The organism is Baaleninema simplex PCC 7105 (assembly GCF_000332355.1).
GTDB classification, from domain to species: Bacteria; Cyanobacteriota; Cyanobacteriia; order Cyanobacteriales; family Geitlerinemataceae; genus Baaleninema; species Baaleninema simplex.
In genome coordinates this window covers 1-17,330 of the sequence record NZ_KB235962.1, presented here as the reverse complement: position 1 = coordinate 17,330, position 17,330 = coordinate 1, and the positions used below count along the sequence as shown (strand labels likewise).

Genomic DNA, 17,330 nt, shown 5'->3' with positions numbered 1-17,330 from the left:
GCCTAGCTCATGGATGCTGAAAAACGTCGCCAAATTCAAGCTCACGCTCGAGCGATTGCCGCTCTACTCTACGAAGGAAGTGACCCAGAAGAGATTCAAACCCTATCTGGCATCGAAAAAACCGTCCGTCATCAGCTATTAGAACACGTTAGCCCAGAAGTGGGAAATTTTTTATCCAAAACAGCAGCGGCAGCCAAGGCGGAAGAAAACGGACGGTAAAAAGTCTTCTCGGTCGCTTGAGTCTGAGCGAGCCACAAGCCCAGAAGCTAGAGGTCAAAGCACACAGTCGATGGAGTCCCGAGCTGGAGAAATGCTGTTTACTCCTGAGCGCCAACTCCTCCTACGAGCGGGCGGCTCAAGATCTTGAGGTCTTAACGGGCATGACCGTTTCTGCAAGTAGCCAGCAACGCTTGGTACATCGTCAAAAGTTTGAACTGCCCCAACTCGAAGAGACCGTCGCTGAAATGAGCCTCGATGGAGGTAAAGTCCGTCTGCGTACCGCCGTCGGAGACCCCTGTATCTGGCGAGATTACAAAGCCGTCAATCTCCATGGGGCGAGTGTAGGAGCTTTCTTTGAAGATAACGAGGGCTTGGTGAATTGGGTCAATCAACAACCCTTGGCCACGCCTCTAATCTGCCTCGGAGATGGACACGATGGGATCTGGAATCTCTTTGCTGACATAGGTGATACCACTCAGCGGCAAGAAGTTCTCGATTGGTATCATTTGACGGAGAATTTAGGGAAAGTGGGTGGGTCACAGCAGCGTCTCGATGCCGTTGAAGCTTGTTTGTGGCGAGGTGATGTGGAGGGGTCGCTGGCTCAGTTCGAGGATTGGTCACACCCGCGCGTCACCAAGTTGGTGGCTTACGTGCAAAAACATCGACACCGCATCGTCAACTACAGCTATTACCAGTGTGAAGGGATTTCTATCGGCTCTGGAGCCATTGAATCGACGGTCAAGCAGATTGGTCGGCGTCTCAAGATTTCCGGCGCTCAGTGGGAACGTCAGAACGTTCCACAAGTCCTCAAGCAACGCTGTGCTTATCTCAATGGAGACTTTTACGCCTAACACTTGCAAAACTGGGATGCACCCCTTCACCTAGAGCTATTGGTGCACACCCAGGTACATTTACTGGGGGAGTCCTTTTCGGAGGTGCTGGATCTGGTCAATTTAGTATAATCACATTCACAGTGGGATTTGGTATAGGTCGATTTGATGATACGATCGATGTTGCAGCGCTAAGTACAGATTTCAATACTGCAATTAACTTAAATACTGGTCTATCACTACCTATACATGGGGAGGAAACGCGATTAGAACAAATTACTCCAGAGTAACCAGAAACAAAACATGGCGACTTCAATTAAATGTAATAATGTAATAATGTAAGATAAAAATTCGTTTGTCACAGATTTTAGTCACCTATCTTGTTACTCATACATTGTCAAGAATCCATAGATACTAAAAACAATAATACAAGCAATATTGAACATTATAATTGTCGCTTCTTCAACATTTCTTCTTGTTTCCTATTTAGTTATTCAGAAAAAACAATCAGATATAAAAAAGGGGAAAATACCTAAAATACTGCAACAGTTTCCCATGCATACATCTTCACAAGAAGAATATGCAAGCACTCGACTAAAAATTGATGAATTTTTTTCTCTTTGTCTAAACAATAAACAATCTAAACTTAAACTTAATCAGGCAGAAATTAATGACATTTATACACAAGGAGTTTGTCTGGACAAGTATAAGCCAGGAAGGTATATTTATTACGAAATACAAGATGATAAAATTATAGAAAATATGATTGAATGGCCTGCTTTCGGCCCTGCTTTTACTTTGTGCTACTTTGAAAAGAAAGAAATTTGGTTCTCTTCCCAAAAAAAGATTGTAGAGCATTTAAATATTTTGGAAGTACAAGAAAAATCTCTACCAAAAGACGAAGTTCAAAGACCAATTCAAAGATCTGCACTAATTGTTTTTATTTTTGGCGGTTCAATATCTCCATATGGTTTTACTGATTTTAGCAAAACTGTTCAATATCAGAAGGCAGAAAAAATATTAGAAAGATTGAAAAAAGTAGAAATAAAAAATGGAATTCTAATCATAGAATCTCAAGGTAATTAAAACATATTCCATACCCTCTATCCCGACGACACCCCCGATACCCTCGAGGATAACCCCCGCAGCGTCACCGTCTACGACAAAGGCGATCGCCGTCGAGGGAGGCGCGACGAAGCTGGACGAGTCACCCACTTCCGCTACAACGCCGTCGGACAACTCATCGAAACCATCGCGCCGAACGCCGACGACAACGGCTTGACCCCCTTCTTCGAGGCGTTGGGACTGACGGGAAGCACCCTCGCCGATGTCGATTGGACGCAGGTGGTCTATCCCGACGAGACGCCAAGCTATCTCGACGACCGTCGCTATCCCCGCACCACCACCGAATACCACGCCACGGGAGAAGTCAAAGCCCACATCGACGAACGGGGAAATCGTACCGAATACCGTTACGATGCTCTAGGTCGCCGCATCGAAACGATTTATCCCGATAAGACCCCCGATACCCTCGACGACAATTATGGAACGCCTTTCAACACCGCTGAAAATCGGCAACGTGGAAGTCAACAGCCGCGTGTTTCAATCGCCCCTGTCCGGCGTGACGGACTTAGTCTTCCGGCGGTTGGTGCGTCGCTACGCCCCAGAGTCCATGACTTATACCGAGATGGTACAAGCTTCTAGTTTGCAACATCTCAAAGAAGTCCCTCAAATTATGGAAGTCGATCCTGACGAACACCCTATCAGTATTCAACTGTTTGACTGTCGCCCCGACTTTCTGGGAGAAGCCGCGAAACTGGCGGTCGGTCAAGGGTCGGATACCATCGATATCAACATGGGCTGTCCCGTCAACAAAATTACGCGCAAAGGGGGCGGTTCCTCTCTGCTGCGTCAACCGGATGTCGCTGAAGCGATCGTCGAAGCCGTCGCCAACGCCGTGGAGGTTCCTGTCACCGTCAAAACCCGCATTGGTTGGTCTGACGACGAAATCAACATCCTTGACTTTGCGCGGCGGATGCAGAATGCGGGGGCGCAAATGCTGACGCTCCACGGACGCACGCGCAAGCAAGGGTATACCGGAAAAGCGAGATGGGATTGGATTCGTCGCGTGAAGGAAGTTTTAGAGATTCCCGTGATTGCGAACGGCGATATCAACTCCGTCGAATCGGCGATTCGCTGTTTGGAGGAAACTGGGGCTGACGGCGTGATGTGTTCGCGAGGGACGCTGGGCTATCCGTTTTTGGTGGGCGAGATCGATCGCTTCCTCAAAACCGGAGAAGTCACGCCCCCCGTCACGGCGATCGCACGCTTGGAATGCGCCAAAGAACACTTACAGGAACTTTGGGAATATAAAGGCGAACGGGGAATCCAACAATCTCGCAAACACCTCGCCTGGTACTGTAAAGGCTTTCCGGGGGCGGGGACGTTGCGAGACCAGTTGAGTCGGGTTGAATCCGTGGCCTCCGGATGTGAAATAATCGATGCAGCCATCGATCGCCTGCGAGAATCGACCCGACAACGATGCGTGCTATCAGGAGATTCTACCGAGCGCGATCGCGCTGCATTCGCCACTTGCCATGATTGACGCCAATTTTCCCAAGTTTCACGAGTTCGCCGAGCGACTGCGCGACGCCGAAGGGCGTTTGCTCGAACTCCTCGATCGCTTTTCCGAGGTATCGGTGTTAGTGGCCGGAGATCTCACCCTGGACGAGTTTTTAACCGGGGAAGTCGAACGCATTTCCCGAGAAGCCCCGGTTCCCATTATTCGCCACGAATCGACTCGTCGGGTTCCCGGTGGTGGGGCGAACGCCGTGTATAACTTAGCGACACTGGGGGCAAAGGTGAAAGTGGCCGGACTCGTCGGCGACGACGAACAGGGACGCGCCCTCGTAGAGATTTTCAACAACGCGGGAATCGACACCTCGGGAATTTTCATCGACGGAGAACGCCCCACCGTCACCAAAACCCGCATTTCCGCCCACGCTCGTCAGTCCGTGACGCAGCAGGTGATTCGGGTCGATCGCAAATCCGACGCGCCCCCCTCCGTGGCGTTACAGGAAAAACTGGGGGCGTACATCGAAGAAGAAGCTAACAACGTCGAGGCGATCGTCTGTTCCGATTACGGCGACGGCGTGTTGACCCCTCGCGCGATCGAAGCTGCCCTGAAACATCACCGCACGATCGTCGATACCCAAAACCACCTCACGCGCTATGCTGGGGCAACCCTGTTTACCCCCAACGTTCCCGAAGCCGAAAAAGAAATCGGATACGCCATCGACAGCGAAAAAACCTTAATTGAAGCGGGGGTGGATTTACTCGATCGCACTAAAGCAAAGTACGTCCTCATCACCCGAGGCGGCGACGGGATGAGTCTGTTCGATCCCTCGAAAACCGTCGAAACTGTTCCCGCCTTCAACCGCACCGACGTTTTCGACGTAACGGGAGCCGGAGACACCGTCGTCGCCGCGTTAACGCTGGCTTTGTGTACGGGAGGATCGCCCTGGGAAGCTGTGGTATTGGGAAACTTGGCCGCCAGTATCGTCGTGCGCCAATTTGGAACCGCCACCACCACCATCGAAGAGATGAAAGCCGCCCTCGCTGGGGTTTTGGAAAATCTCGAGATGGAGTTCAGCACAGAGAAACCCCGAACCTACGGAAATTGAGATGCCAGTCCCCCCCGAATACGCACGAGCTTCCGATCGCTTCTATGAGTACTTAGTAGACGCACGGGAGACAGCAGGTCTTTGGAGTACTCACGTCACCTATACAATGACGCAGGCAGTATTTCAGACATTTCGTCGTCGGCTCTCAACGCAAGAGGCGATCGCGTTTGCGAACGTACTTCCCATTGGTCTGAGAGCGCTTTTCGTGACGGATTGGGATACCAACGAGCCAAAAAAGCCTTTTGAAGATCGCGCAACGATGACTCAAGAGGTGAAGTCTTTGCGTTCGGAACACAATTTTTCAACAGAAACGGCAATTCAGGACGTGGCTCGAGCCTTGCGACGCCATGTAGATGAAGAAGCCTTCGATCGGCTACTTGCGAGATTACCAGAAGGTGCTGTTGAGTTTTGGAAGCCGTAAGGAGACTCGCTCGGTCTGACTGCCCGCCCCACAGTCTCTTTCGGGAACTGGGAAGCTGCTAAAATAAACAGGCTTTAGTCGTTTTCGATCGAGATCGTGGGAAACACCTTCGGGCATTTATTTCGGATTACAACCTTCGGCGAATCGCACGGGGGCGGTGTGGGTGTCATCATCGATGGCTGTCCGCCCCGACTGGAAATCTCCCAAGAAGAAATTCAGTTCGAGTTAGACCGACGGCGGCCGGGTCAAAGTAAAATTACGACCCCCCGCAAAGAGACGGATACTTGTGAAATTCTCTCGGGGGTGTTTCAGGGAAAAACCCTGGGAACGCCGATCGCGATCGTGGTTCGCAACAAAGACGCGCGCCCCCAAGACTACAGCGAGATGCAGCAGAAATATCGCCCCTCTCATGCCGATGCCACTTACGACGCGAAATATGGCATTCGCAACTGGCAAGGGGGCGGGCGATCGTCGGCTCGAGAAACCATCGGCCGCGTGGCCGCCGGAGCGATCGCCAAGAAAATTTTGAAAGAGGTGGCCGGGGTCGAAATCGTCGCCTACGTCAAGCGAATTCGCGATCTCGAAGCGGTTGTCGATCCCGAAACGGTCACCCTCGAACAGGTCGAAAGTAATATCGTGCGCTCTCCCGACGGAGAATTTGCCGAAAAGGCGATCGCCGCCATCGAAGCCGCCGGACGAGAGGGCGATTCCCTCGGTGGCGTCGTCGAATGCGTAGCGCGTCGGGTTCCCCGAGGGTTGGGCGATCCCGTCTTCGATAAGTTAGAAGCTGAACTGGCTAAAGCAGTGATGTCGCTTCCGGCGACGAAAGGTTTTGAAATCGGATCGGGGTTCGCTGGAACCCTGATGATGGGAAGCGAACACAACGACGAGTTTTTCCGCGACGACGCGGGAAACATCCGCACCCGTACCAATCGATCGGGGGGCGTCCAAGGCGGAATTTCTAACGGCGAGAACCTGACGCTCCGCGTTGCGTTTAAACCCACTGCTACAATTCGGAAAGAACAGAAAACGGTCACGCGCGATCGGGAAGAAACCGTATTGGCCGCTCGGGGGCGACACGATCCCTGTGTTTTGCCTCGGGCTGTGCCGATGGTCGAAGCGATGGTGGCACTCGTCCTGTGCGATCGCTTGCTCGTTCATCAAGGGCAGTGCGGAACGCTCGACGCCGATCGACCTCTGCGTTAAAACGCTATTCTGGTAAAAGGCAACGAGTTTGAGTTGTCTCGATCGCCAGCGATCGTCTTGTCGTCCTGTCCCCGACCGGTCTATGGAACCAGCTACCTCGTCTGAATTTATAGTGAAGTTTTGGGGCGTGCGCGGAAGTATTCCCACCCCAGGGAAAACCACGGTACGCTACGGCGGGAACACCTCCTGCGTTGAAATGCGAATAGGAGGAAGACGCACGATCTTTGACGGCGGCACGGGCTTGCAAGAGTTGAGCAAAGACTTAATGCGAGATCTCCCGCCGGAAACCTATATGTTCTTCACCCACTACCACTGGGATCACATTCAAGGGTTTCCGTTTTTTACACCCGCTTTTGTCGAGGGACACTGTTTGAAGATTCACGGGGCGGTTCCTCAAAACGGAGAATCCCTCGAGAAACACTTTACCGAACGCGTGCTACATACGAACTCGCCGGTTCCTTTAGCCGGACTGCACGCCGATATGAAGTTCGTGGATGTCGTCTGTGGCGAAGCGCTCCAAATCGACGATATTTCCATTGAAACGACTCCCCTCAACCACCCGAATACGGCGATGGGATATCGGATTAATTGGAACGGACGGTCGGTGTTCTACTGTACGGACACCGAACATTTTCCCGATCGCCTCGACGAACACGTCCTCGCCCTCGCGCAAGGTGCCGATCTGCTGATCTACGATGCCATGTACACGGACGAGGAGTATCACAACCCCAAATCTCCCAAGGTGGGATGGGGACATTCGACCTGGCAAGAAGGCGTTAAAATCGCCAAAGCAGCGGGGGTGAAGAATTTGGCCATTTTCCATCACGAACCCACTCACTCGGACGATTTTCTCGACGAGATGACGAAAGAGGTTCTCGAAGCCTTTCCCAACGCCTTTTTAGCCCGTGAAGGTTTGGAGTGGCACGTTTGACCCCACAATCCCCTCGGGGCGTTGCACGAAACGCCCCAAGCTGCGTTGTAACACGGACATCCGATCGGTGAATGGCTGGAAACGGCATCGCGCGGCATCGATCGCCCCATCAAACATCGCTGTTTAAGCGTTGGAGAGACACCGTCGCCGCTTGGGAAACTTGCGGGTGACTGTCTTTTTGGAGGTATGCCAAGGCCGGGCGGCTTTTGGGGTGGTCGAGGTGGCCTAGGGCTTCGGCGAGACGCTGTCGCACGAGCCAGTCTTCAGAGCGGGCGAAGCGTAAAATGTCCTCGACGGCTTGCGTGGCACCAATTTCGCCGAGAGCGGCGATCGCTGCCTGTTGCAGTACGACTTCCTGGCTGTTGAGGGCGCGGACGAGAACGGAGTAGGCTTCGGGATTTTTCAGATTTCCGAGAGACACGGCGGCGCTAAACCTCACCAGCCAGTCGGTTTCTTCGAGAAAAGCGCGCACCAACGGCTCGAACGCGCGAGGATCTTCGAGGTAGCCCAGGGCGCCCGCAGCATCGGCGCGAATGCCGTAGTCGGGATCGTGACGCAGTAGATCGATGAGGATGTCGTAACATTCATCGGTTTGTTTGATGCCCAGGGCGAAAATCGCCATCGATCGCAGCGGCATATGTTCGTCGTTCAGGACTTTTTTAATGAGCGGTACGGCGTCAGTCGCGGGGACGTTTCGCAAAGACACCAGCGCCAACAGGCGATCGCGGGCGTTCTCGCTCTCGAGTTGCGTGGAAATCTGACTCAGATTAACGACACTCATGATTTGCGGCTTCGTAAAAAAACTTTACATTCTTTCTTATTTTAACGAGGTCTTTATTTTGCTGCCAATACATACTTATAAAATTTTGTCAACCCTAAAAATCGGAATCGATCGGCGATTCGATGTCGAATATTTCGCATAATTCTCAAAAAACGAGTATTATCGGAAAAATTAGCGAGATTTTATAGACCTCTCTAGATCCCCGGTATCTTGGAGATGCCGGGGATCTTATCCGACGGAGATCGCCTAAAGATATCCTCCAAGACAGACTCGAAAACTCTTTCTGTACGATTTTTCTCATATTTCAGTTTTGTTAACGCTTTCCTTTAAGTTTTCTTTACAAAACCATCTAGTCTTTCCCCAGAAAATTCAGGTAAAATCAATTCAGATTCGGATGACAAAACATCCTTTTTTACTTGCAAAAACGAGTTTTCAAAATCACCGATTTGTTCATGAATAACTTTTTGAGATTCATCCGAGATGGTGCGGGATTTCCCGATACCCTTCAATTGGGAATTGCGCTGCTTTTAGCGGTCGTAATTTTCTTATTTTTTTTGTTAATGGCAGGTATTTCGTACTTACAACTATCTAAATTAAGTGATGCCTTAATTCGCAAAGCTACCTCAACAGAATACGGAAAAATTTATCAAAACGTTATCGAACCAGACCGACAAAAAATTATCGCTCTGGTAATTCTCGCCCTCGCCGATAACGCCATCTTAGTCGCCCCACTTCCTGCTTGGGTGCGCGTGTTCGAGGTTCCTTTGGGATTGTCGATCGCAGGCGGTACGATTTCAGTAGGATTCAAAGCGTTCGATCGCTTTTTTGAAGATTATCTTCTCGGAATTTCTTTAGAAGACGAAAGCAAAATCAACACCGAACTATTGGCGTTAGCAAAGTTTTTAAGTAAAGCAGTTATTGTTTTAACAACAGTATTTTTATTTGCCCAAACCCACCGCGTCGATTTAGTGGGATTAGTTGCGAGTTTGGGGATTGGAGGAATTGCAATCGCTTTCGCTTCTCAAAAAGTTTTAGAACAGATTCTTTGGAGCGTCGTTCTCTATATCGATCGCCCCTTCGACGTAGACGACTACATTCATTTACCTGACGGAACGTTAGGTCGCGTCGAGTCGATTGGTTGGCGTTCGACTAAAGTTCGTTTGTCAGGAAAAAATACTCTTGTCATCGCACCTAACAGCAATCTCGCTCAAATCAATATTGAAAACTTAACCTTAGCCAGGCGTATTATTTCGATGGTGAATATCACCTTTTTTTGTGCGATGACAAACGAAGAAAAAGCGCTCGTTCGACAGCTTATTCTTTCGAGTACTTGCGATATTTTAGGCATCGACCATCAACTCACAAAAGTTGATTTTCAAGATTGGGTCGAACCGGACGGCGATCGCAAACAAGTACGAGCCAAAGTGACCTTCTTTATTTTAGGAGCGAGTGAAAACTCTGTAGAGCTTAGAAAAAATCTCCTCGAACTCGCTCGAGAAAAAATTATTTTGCAGCTTTACGAATATGGTATTAAATTTAAATTCGAGGTCGAGACGCTCGACATCGCTCAACCGATGAATATTTAAGCCATTTGCCAACCCTCCATAAAAGCTGTCTCGTAAGATAAAATCAAATAATTCTCTTAGGATTTCCTCTTCGCTGCGATCGCAATGGATCTCATTCAACTCGATCGGGATATTTCAAGCTACATAATCGAGCTAGCAATCCGGCTCGGTTTGTTTTTTGTTGCCGTCGTCATTTCTCCAGCACTCGGGCGATCGCTGACTTACCTGAGTCGCCTCGTTCTCCAAGTTACCCTCCATCGAATCGAAGTCGATCCCGACGATACCTTCGATCGCTTTATCAAACCCTTCCAAAACTATATCACTACCACGGGAACCCTTCTCTTTATTGCCCTGTCTCTGAATCTTCTCGTCAAATATCCCGAACTTTATACATTTCTCGGTTTCTTTGTCTACATGGCACTGTCAATTTCTCTGGCATTACTAGCCTCGAAAATCGTACAGCGCGTCATTCGCCAAGTCGCCATCGATCGCCTGCGACGTCGGGGTCAGGAAGTCAACGAAATTATTTTAGTTTTTGAAACCTTCACCAACATTATCATCGTCCTAATAGCCGTCGCGATCTTCGCTCAGGGATTGAAGCTGAATCTCGTGGCATTATCGGCGAGTTTGGGCATTGGCGGCGTCGCGGTCGCCTTCGCCTCTCGTCAAGCCCTCGAGCGACTCGTCGGAACCTTTGAACTCTATCTCGATCGCCCCTACGTCCCTGGAGAATACGTCCGCGTCAATTTCAACCCCTTTGCAGAAGACGTTTACGGTCGCATCGAATCGATCGGATTGAGGTCTACTAAAATTCGCACGGCGGCACAAAATACCCTCGTTATCGTTCCCAATTCGATGATGGCAGGGATGAAGATCGAAAATATTACCCGAGGTAAAAAAGTAATGGCGATCGTCTGCTTGGATTTTTACAAGCTGTTATCCGAAAGCGAAAAAGCCCTCGTTCAGCAAGCGATCGAAGATACGAGCGAATCCTTTTGGGGGATCGAGCGGGGCAGCACGCGCGTTCATTTTTCGCAACTTCCTAAAACACTCAGAAGTCGCGTCCGAGTGAGCTTTTTTATTTCGAGTTCTAGCCAAGATTCCTTAAACCTCCGCAAGCGCCTGTTAGAGTTGGCTAACGAAGAAATTGCCAACACTTTACTCGCCTATAATCTCAGCTTTACCGTACCGGAGTCGATGGTCTATCTCGATTCGCCCATGTCGATTTAAGGAATTGTTTAAATGACCGATCGGGACGTGAAATGTTTTAATTAAGTAAGAAGATCGTAATGGCAATGTCGTCTCGCGAAGCTTATGACTAATCCTTCCTCTGCTGGATCGGGTGACGACCGGCCAGATTTTGAGGTGTCTCCAGAAACCTATCTGGAAACGCTTCAAGACGTGCAACAACAACAAGTCGAGCTGAAAGTCGATGTCGAACGCATTCACAAAGACATCGAGCGATTTCGGGTGTTCTTTCAAACCCTGGTGAGTGGCTTGCTGCTGGCGATCGCGATCGCCTTTGGCATTGCGATCTGGTATGCCTATCGCTCGTTTTCACAGCAGCAAATCGCTCGCCGATCGGTAGAAGACGTAACGGCGATGCAAGAAGACCTCGTGGCGGAGATCGATCGGCTCGAAAGTCGGTTGCAGCGGCTAGAGCGGGATGTTCCCGATCGCCTCGACGACGTGACGAACGACGTAGCCTCGAGTCAAATGGAACTCCGACGACTCCGCGATCGCCTCGACGCCATCGAAGCACAATTAGACAACTCGAACGACGACGCCACCACCCCGGAAGAGAACTCCACGGAACCCGACGATGCGACACCGAGCGATCGTAACGCTCGCAACTGAACCATCTCGTCGCCGACTAATTTTCCAGCAAAATGTCGATCGCGTCGAGGGTGTCGCTGGTGGGAATCATCACCGGCTCTTGAAACAGCGGTACGGTAAACGTCACCGTCGAGCCGAGACCTTCCCCCATACTGTAAAAATGCACTTCGCCCCCCATCGCTTCGATGAGTTTTTGAGAAATCACGAGTCCGAGACCCGTTCCGCCGTACTGTCGGGTTCGGGAACCGTCCACTTGGCTGAACGTTTGAAACAGCCGGTCTTGCACCTCGAGAGACACGCCAATACCCGTATCGGCGACTTGGACTTTCACCATTCCCGGCAGCGTGCGATCTTTGACGACCACTTCGCGATCGATAATGTCGGTGGTGATGGTGATTCCCCCTTCGTGGGTAAATTTGATGGCATTCCCCACCAGGTTCAACAGCACTTGCAACAGGCGTTGGTAGTTCCCGTACACGACGATGCGGTCTTCCGTATCGGGAAGCTGCATTTGAAAGTAAAGCTGTTTTTGTTGAACTTGGGCTTGAACGAAATCTTTGAGGTGGTTGAGTAGGTCTTCGAGATTGACGGGTTCGAGGTCGAGCTGCATTTTACCCGCCTCGATTTTGGCAATATCGAGAATATCGTTGATGATGTTGAGCAGGTGAACGGCGGAACGATAGGCTTCTCGAATGAATTCGACCTGTTCTTCGGGGTCGTCGGCCATCCCGTCGAGAATTAGCTTGAGAAACCCCATCATCCCGTTGAGAGGCGTTCGCAGTTCGTGGGAGGTGTTGGCGAGGAAGTCGCTTTTGAGGCGAGAGACTTCTTCTGCTTGTTGGCGGGCAATTTCGAGTTCTCGGTACAGGGTGGCGTGGGCGATGGCCGTCCCCACTTGGTCGGCCAGTTCTTCGACGATTTCGACTTCTGTGGGATGCCAGAGGGAATCGGATTCGTCGGCCGGCGGCCGAACCGCATCGCTTTCGGCTCGTTCGAGGACGATCGCTCCGTTGACTTGTCCTTGGTGGGAGGTGGCGACCACGAGACGCGATCGCCGCGTTCCGTCTTCCGCTCGACTTTCGACGATCGCCGTTTCCTGACGCACGATCGCCTGGTGGAAGTCAGCACGATCGGCCAGGGCAATGTCGCGATCGAGGTCGTTGGGCTGGCTGCTGTCCTGAATTGGAGATGTCGGACGAGCAACGTGTCGGGCGACGAGTTTCACCGACGCGGCTGCTGCATCGTATGCGTAAACCGAACACCGCCAAACGCTCAAGGCCGATCCCAAACCGTTCGCGGTTTGTTGCCAGATGGTGTCGAGGTCGAGGGTCTGGCGGATTTTGCGGGCGATTTGAGTTAGCAGTTTGGGATAGGAAATCCGCGTTAGCAGTAAGTCGTAGTCGGAGGGAATCGATCGCTGGGTCGGGTGTAAGGCCGATTCCCGAACTAACAGCGAGGAGGTCGCGCAAAATTCCTCGATCGGACGGATGCGTCTTCCGATCGCGAGGACGCATGAGGCGGCAGAGCTGTCCGTTAATATCGGCGAAATCGTTAGCTCGAAGGGAAAAACGTGCGGCCCGCTTTCAAACAGACAGGTGATGTGTTTGGGAATCTTTCCGTCGAGAATTTCCCGAAGTTGGGCGATATAGCTCACTCGATCGACCGGTTGGAACACGTCGGTCGCGTTTCCCTCGCCATTGGACGCCTCCACGTTAGGGGAGGCCATCAATCCGTAATTACGAGCGTCTTTCCAAAAAAAGCAACGGTATTGACCGGCGCGATTTTGAATATAGGCGAGTTCGACTCCGAGAAACGAAAGATCGCTCGTCCTCTGGTCTTCCGTCTCAGTGTGTGAATTCGTCGGCGCCGCAGGCGGAATGCGGAAGTCAGCAAAAGAGGTCATCGAACCCACAGAAAAACAGTCAGCATCGAGAACGAAAGCGTTGAATCCCGAGTTGGCCTCGCACCTTAGTCTAACGGCTGAGATCGAAGTGCGATCGCCAATCCGACGCGACAGCCTCCGCGTTCGCGGCTAGTCGTTCCATTCTCCCCGAGGAGGTACGGGAGGATTGCGCTGCAAACGGCGACTGAGTTCCTCGTCGCGATTGGTTTCACCTCGGAGCCACTGACGAATCGCGGTCTCGATAATTTTGCTCGGATCGTTCGTTAGATGTTCGATTTGTTCGAGCAATTCAGAATCGAGCTGGATCGACAGTTCCACTTGATGTTTGCTGCGCTCGGACGTAGGAGTCGGATCGGTCATAATGTCAGTCTAAACTTACCAACAGCAATCGGACAGGCAGGTGAAGGCGCGAGCGAGCCGTTTCACGTCACAGACAGTTCGCGGTAGCAATGGCATCTCGTCGCCCCGGTTTCGAGCAATTCGCGATCGCCAAATTCGGGGTCGTATCGCTCGGAAAGTCAGCTTGCGACTTCAGATCCATTGTACAACTTACGTCATTTATCCGTGAAAATACGGGAACTTGCTAAGTGTTGTAAGGCGCGATCGCTGACTCGACAAATTCGCCAGTCAGGTAACACGGACGCTCCAACTTTATCGTAAAAGGCGATCGCTGGAGCGTTCCAATCGAGAACTGCCCATTCTACCCGTCCGCATTGACGTTCTACGGCAATTTTCGCCACCTGTTGGATTAACGCGGTACCGATGCCCTGTCCTCGCTCCTCGGGAAGTACGAACAAATCTTCGAGATACAGTCCCGCTCTCGTCAGAAACGTCGAGTAGGTCTGGAAAAACAGGGCAAACCCGACAATTTTGTCGTCCCGTTCCGCCACTAAAACCTCTGCGTAAGGCCGTTCGCCGAACAAATGAGCTTTGAGGGTTTCGGCATCTCCGACGACCTGATGAGACAGTCCTTCGTATGCTGCCAAGGCTCGAATCAAGCCGAAAACTGCATCGACGTCATCGACTCTCGCCGCACGGACTTTGACATTTGAATTAAAATCTATATTCATCGAAAATTTTGGGTTTGAAACCCCGCCCTAGAAGGGCGGCTTTACAGTACAATGGACGTGAATGGTTAAACTGGCTAACGAAACCCAAGTTAGTAAGTTTGCCTAAAACTCCAATTGAATTGGAATTTTGGCGGTGGGACACACCGTTACAGCCTGTGAAGCGAGTGTAAGACTTGAAGGATCTCGATCCGGAGAGCAACTGCGAAAAACTCGAGAGAGAAGGAAGCAGGAACCCAAATCGCGAGGCTTCGCCGTGAGCGTCAGCCGAACGGTTTGGGAATCACCGTCCTTCCAGGGCGGTGAGGATGTCAATTTGAACGCTACCGCGATCTCGAACGGCGATCGCCACACTCAAGTTATTCTAGAGCCTAGAAAATGCGGGCGGCCAGCCACCCGCATTTATTATTTAAAAATCGATCTCTCCTGTCAGACCCTCGATCCTATTTCAACCAGCCACGCAAACGCTTCGCCACTTGCGGTCGACGCAGTTTTCGCATTGCCGTCGTTTGGATTTGGCGGACGCGCTCCCGCGACAAATCAAACAGGTTACTGATTTCTTGAAGTGTCTGACGCTGACCCCCGTTGAGACCGTAACGGAGCGCCAGAATTTCGCTTTCCCGCGCCGTCAACGCTTCGTCGAGGACTTGACGCACCCCCTGACACATCATGTTTTCAGTGACTTGGGAGTCGGGGGATTTGTTGTCCGTATCCTCGAGAAGATCGAGAATTTCCGTGTTGTCTTCGTCGCCGACATAGTGGTTGAGCGAGAGCGATCGCTGGCTAACCCGTTGCAGTTGTTGGAGTTGCTTGGGCGATAACTCGAGCGCTTCACTAAGTTCGGCTTCTGTCGGTTGGCGGTTGAGTTCCTGCCCGAGCTTGCGATAGGTTTTCTTAAGTTTGTTGAGTTTCTCGACGATATGAATCGGCAAGCGGATCGTTCTTCCGTCGTTGGCGATCGTGCGGGTAATTCCTTGGCGAATCCACCAATACGCATAAGTCGAGAACTTATAGCCTTTTTCGGGATCGAATTTTTCGGTGGCGCGACTCAAGCCTAAAGCCCCTTCTTGAATGAGATCGAGAAACGGCACGCCTCGGTTGAGATAGCGTTTGGCGATCGAAACCACCAGTCGCAGGTTCGATCGCACCATTTTTCGTTGTGCGATACGACCGCGTTGGATTCGCTTTTCGAGCTGTTCTGGACTCGTTTCCATCGCATCGGCCAGTTCGGCGAGGCTCGGCTTGCGTCCCAAACGTTCGCTGAGTTCCCGACGCCGCTCTCGAACGCCAACGAGTTCGCGAACCTGGCGGGCGAGAGCGATTTCTTCGTCGCGGCTCAACAATGGATATCTTGCCATTTCCTTAAAAAACGCACCGACCGCATCGTCTGAAACGTTCTTGGAATACCCGGTCGGACGAGCGGCAGCAATTGATGCGGTGCTGTCACCCTCGGATGTAGGCATGGATTGCGTTGGTGTCGTCGCCGTGTTCAAACTCACTCAGTCAGATCCCCCTTATTGGACTGCAACAGATCTCAATCTTTCGACTCAGATCTAATAATTTCTAAGATTTTTGTTTTTCTTAAGTAACTCTACGACTTTTTCTAATACTTATTTTAGTTTTTTTGAATGAGATTGTCAAATTTTTGTGCTGTATAACAACTACTGAAAATTGATTTGATTTTTTAAAAGTCCAATTTTTTGAAACTTCCAAACATCTTTTATCGTAAGAAATTACGTTGTTTGATAACATCTATCTAAGGATAGAATCCCAACTCTACCTCGAGAACGACCTCATTGAATCCTCTCTCTACTTAGATACATGAAAGCTGCGGTATCGATCGAAAACCTGTACAAGAATTATAACAACGTTCCAGTTGTCAAAGACTTATCCTTTGCCATTGCCCGAGGTGAGATGTTCGGTTTGCTCGGCCCCAACGGCGCTGGCAAATCGACCACGATTCGGATGCTCACGACGCTCACCAAGCCGACTCGCGGGCAAATTGAGGTAGCGGGTTACGACGTAGTGCATCAGGCACGATACGCCAAGCAGCGCATCGGTGTCGTCCTACAGCAAACCAGCGTGGATGTCGATCTCACGGTTTGGGAAAATATGGAGTATCACGGACGGTTGCACCATATTCCGAAAGTCGAGCGACAACATCGGATCGATCGCTGGCTCGACTACGTGGAATTGAGCGATCGTCGAGATGCGTTGGTCAAAACCTTGTCTGGCGGGATGAAACGGCGGTTGCAAATCGCTCGCGCCTTATTACACGAACCGGAAATTTTGTTTCTCGACGAGCCGACAGTGGGTCTCGACCCCCAAACGCGACGTCGGTTATGGGAGATTATCTTAGATTTGAACAAGCAAGGGATGACGATGCTGTTGACGACTCACTATATGGAGGAAGTCGAATATTTATGCGATCGCATCGGCATTATGGACAGCGGAGAGTTAATCGAATTGGGGACTTTAGAGGAGTTTCGCTCGAAACACGGAGAAGGAATCCTCGTCAAACAAACGGGCGATCGCCTTGAGTACCAATTTTTCCCCACCATCGAAGATGCCAATATCTATTTAGACAAACAACCCGATAAAACTGGAATGATGGTGCGATCGTCCAACCTCGAAGACATCTTCGTCGAACTCACAGGACGCCAACTCGACTAAAACGACACATCACATCCAGTAATACAGATAATACAGAATCCGAATCTCAAACACTGGCTTGGCCTAACCCGACAAGTCTCTCTATCCCCCCATCCCCCCGCTGCGTTGGGGGGATGGGGGGAAGAGTGCTTGAAACCGAACCAAAAAGAAACCCCCTCAAGGTCTGAGGAGGTTTCTTGTAAAAAATTAACCTGGCACTGAGCTATCTTCCCAGG

At 50.9% G+C, this 17,330-nt stretch carries 18 protein-coding genes; 12 read left to right on the top strand and 6 right to left on the bottom strand.

Going from position 1 to position 17,330, the window contains the following annotated elements:
* Positions 1-9: 9 nt before the first annotated feature.
* Together GEI7105_RS0125310 and GEI7105_RS0125305 are read left to right on the top strand one after the other, a co-directional pair.
* A protein-coding gene (locus tag GEI7105_RS0125310; protein WP_144053634.1) for an ISKra4 family transposase occupies positions 10-1,070 on the top strand; the annotation gives its coding sequence in 2 pieces (ribosomal slippage) (positions 10-166 and positions 166-1,070; 1,062 coding nt in all).
* A 417-nt stretch (positions 1,071-1,487) separates the two neighbouring features.
* Positions 1,488-2,135 carry a hypothetical protein gene (locus GEI7105_RS0125305; RefSeq protein ID WP_017658782.1) on the top strand — a complete coding sequence of 216 codons (648 nt, stop codon included), beginning with the start codon at positions 1,488-1,490 and terminating at the stop codon, positions 2,133-2,135.
* Here GEI7105_RS0125305 and GEI7105_RS38855 read toward each other — a convergent pair.
* Positions 2,109-2,288: a hypothetical protein gene (locus GEI7105_RS38855; protein ID WP_071591948.1), complete on the bottom strand. Its 180-nt coding sequence runs from the start codon at positions 2,286-2,288 to the stop codon at positions 2,109-2,111. The genes GEI7105_RS0125305 and GEI7105_RS38855 overlap by 27 nt on opposite strands.
* Before the next feature lie 39 nt (positions 2,289-2,327).
* On the opposite strand from GEI7105_RS38855, the gene GEI7105_RS40125 reads away from it, so the two are divergent.
* The 6 genes from GEI7105_RS40125 to GEI7105_RS0125275 all read left to right on the top strand — a co-directional run bounded on the left by GEI7105_RS40125 (position 2,328) and on the right by GEI7105_RS0125275 (position 7,290).
* Positions 2,328-2,753 carry an RHS repeat domain-containing protein gene (locus tag GEI7105_RS40125; RefSeq protein WP_071591949.1) on the top strand — a complete coding sequence of 142 codons (426 nt, stop codon included), beginning with the start codon at positions 2,328-2,330 and terminating at the stop codon, positions 2,751-2,753.
* On the top strand, positions 2,647-3,654 hold the full coding sequence (gene dusB / locus GEI7105_RS0125295; protein WP_245555440.1) for a tRNA dihydrouridine synthase DusB: 1,008 nt from the start codon (positions 2,647-2,649) through the stop codon (positions 3,652-3,654). The genes GEI7105_RS40125 and dusB overlap by 107 nt, the downstream gene beginning before the upstream one ends.
* Complete coding sequence (locus tag GEI7105_RS0125290; RefSeq protein ID WP_017658785.1) at positions 3,647-4,732, top strand: bifunctional heptose 7-phosphate kinase/heptose 1-phosphate adenyltransferase; 1,086 nt, start codon at positions 3,647-3,649, stop codon at positions 4,730-4,732. The genes dusB and GEI7105_RS0125290 overlap by 8 nt, the downstream gene beginning before the upstream one ends.
* 1 nt (position 4,733) lies before the next feature.
* A complete protein-coding gene (locus GEI7105_RS0125285; RefSeq protein ID WP_017658786.1) occupies positions 4,734-5,153 on the top strand; it encodes a DUF2267 domain-containing protein in 420 nt (139 codons plus the stop codon).
* Positions 5,154-5,249: 96 nt separating this feature from the next.
* Positions 5,250-6,359, top strand: a complete 1,110-nt coding sequence (gene aroC / locus GEI7105_RS0125280) for a chorismate synthase (RefSeq protein ID WP_017658787.1) — start codon at positions 5,250-5,252, stop codon at positions 6,357-6,359.
* 82 nt (positions 6,360-6,441) lie between these two features.
* On the top strand, positions 6,442-7,290 hold the full coding sequence (locus tag GEI7105_RS0125275; RefSeq protein ID WP_017658788.1) for an MBL fold metallo-hydrolase: 849 nt from the start codon (positions 6,442-6,444) through the stop codon (positions 7,288-7,290).
* Between the two features lie 109 nt (positions 7,291-7,399).
* On the opposite strand, the gene GEI7105_RS0125270 is transcribed toward GEI7105_RS0125275, so the two are convergent.
* Positions 7,400-8,071 carry a HEAT repeat domain-containing protein gene (locus tag GEI7105_RS0125270; protein WP_017658789.1) on the bottom strand — a complete coding sequence of 224 codons (672 nt, stop codon included), beginning with the start codon at positions 8,069-8,071 and terminating at the stop codon, positions 7,400-7,402.
* Between the two features lie 452 nt (positions 8,072-8,523).
* Here GEI7105_RS0125270 and GEI7105_RS0125260 point away from each other — a divergent pair, with 452 nt between their 5' ends.
* From GEI7105_RS0125260 to GEI7105_RS0125250, 3 genes are all read left to right on the top strand, one after another.
* On the top strand, positions 8,524-9,657 hold the full coding sequence (locus GEI7105_RS0125260) for a mechanosensitive ion channel family protein (RefSeq protein WP_051044166.1): 1,134 nt from the start codon (positions 8,524-8,526) through the stop codon (positions 9,655-9,657).
* A gap of 84 nt (positions 9,658-9,741) precedes the next feature.
* Complete coding sequence (locus GEI7105_RS0125255) at positions 9,742-10,866, top strand: mechanosensitive ion channel family protein (protein ID WP_017658792.1); 1,125 nt, start codon at positions 9,742-9,744, stop codon at positions 10,864-10,866.
* Between the two features lie 84 nt (positions 10,867-10,950).
* A complete protein-coding gene (locus GEI7105_RS0125250) occupies positions 10,951-11,493 on the top strand; it encodes a hypothetical protein (protein ID WP_017658793.1) in 543 nt (180 codons plus the stop codon).
* Between the two features lie 16 nt (positions 11,494-11,509).
* Here GEI7105_RS0125250 and GEI7105_RS0125245 read toward each other — a convergent pair whose 3' ends face one another.
* From GEI7105_RS0125245 to GEI7105_RS32465, 4 genes are all read right to left on the bottom strand, one after another.
* Entirely contained in the window at positions 11,510-13,375 is a 1,866-nt protein-coding gene (locus tag GEI7105_RS0125245; RefSeq protein WP_017658794.1) for a sensor histidine kinase, read from the bottom strand.
* 129 nt (positions 13,376-13,504) lie between these two features.
* Entirely contained in the window at positions 13,505-13,735 is a 231-nt protein-coding gene (locus tag GEI7105_RS0125240) for a hypothetical protein (RefSeq protein ID WP_017658795.1), read from the bottom strand.
* Positions 13,736-13,929: 194 nt separating this feature from the next.
* Positions 13,930-14,445: a GNAT family N-acetyltransferase gene (locus GEI7105_RS0125235; protein WP_017658797.1), complete on the bottom strand. Its 516-nt coding sequence runs from the start codon at positions 14,443-14,445 to the stop codon at positions 13,930-13,932.
* 440 nt (positions 14,446-14,885) lie between these two features.
* Positions 14,886-15,905, bottom strand: coding sequence for an RNA polymerase sigma factor, RpoD/SigA family (locus tag GEI7105_RS32465; RefSeq protein WP_071592143.1), 1,020 nt, complete (start codon positions 15,903-15,905; stop codon positions 14,886-14,888).
* 358 nt (positions 15,906-16,263) lie between these two features.
* Here GEI7105_RS32465 and GEI7105_RS0125225 point away from each other — a divergent pair, with 358 nt between their 5' ends.
* On the top strand, positions 16,264-17,115 hold the full coding sequence (locus GEI7105_RS0125225; protein WP_017658799.1) for an ABC transporter ATP-binding protein: 852 nt from the start codon (positions 16,264-16,266) through the stop codon (positions 17,113-17,115).
* Positions 17,116-17,330 lie beyond the last annotated feature (215 nt).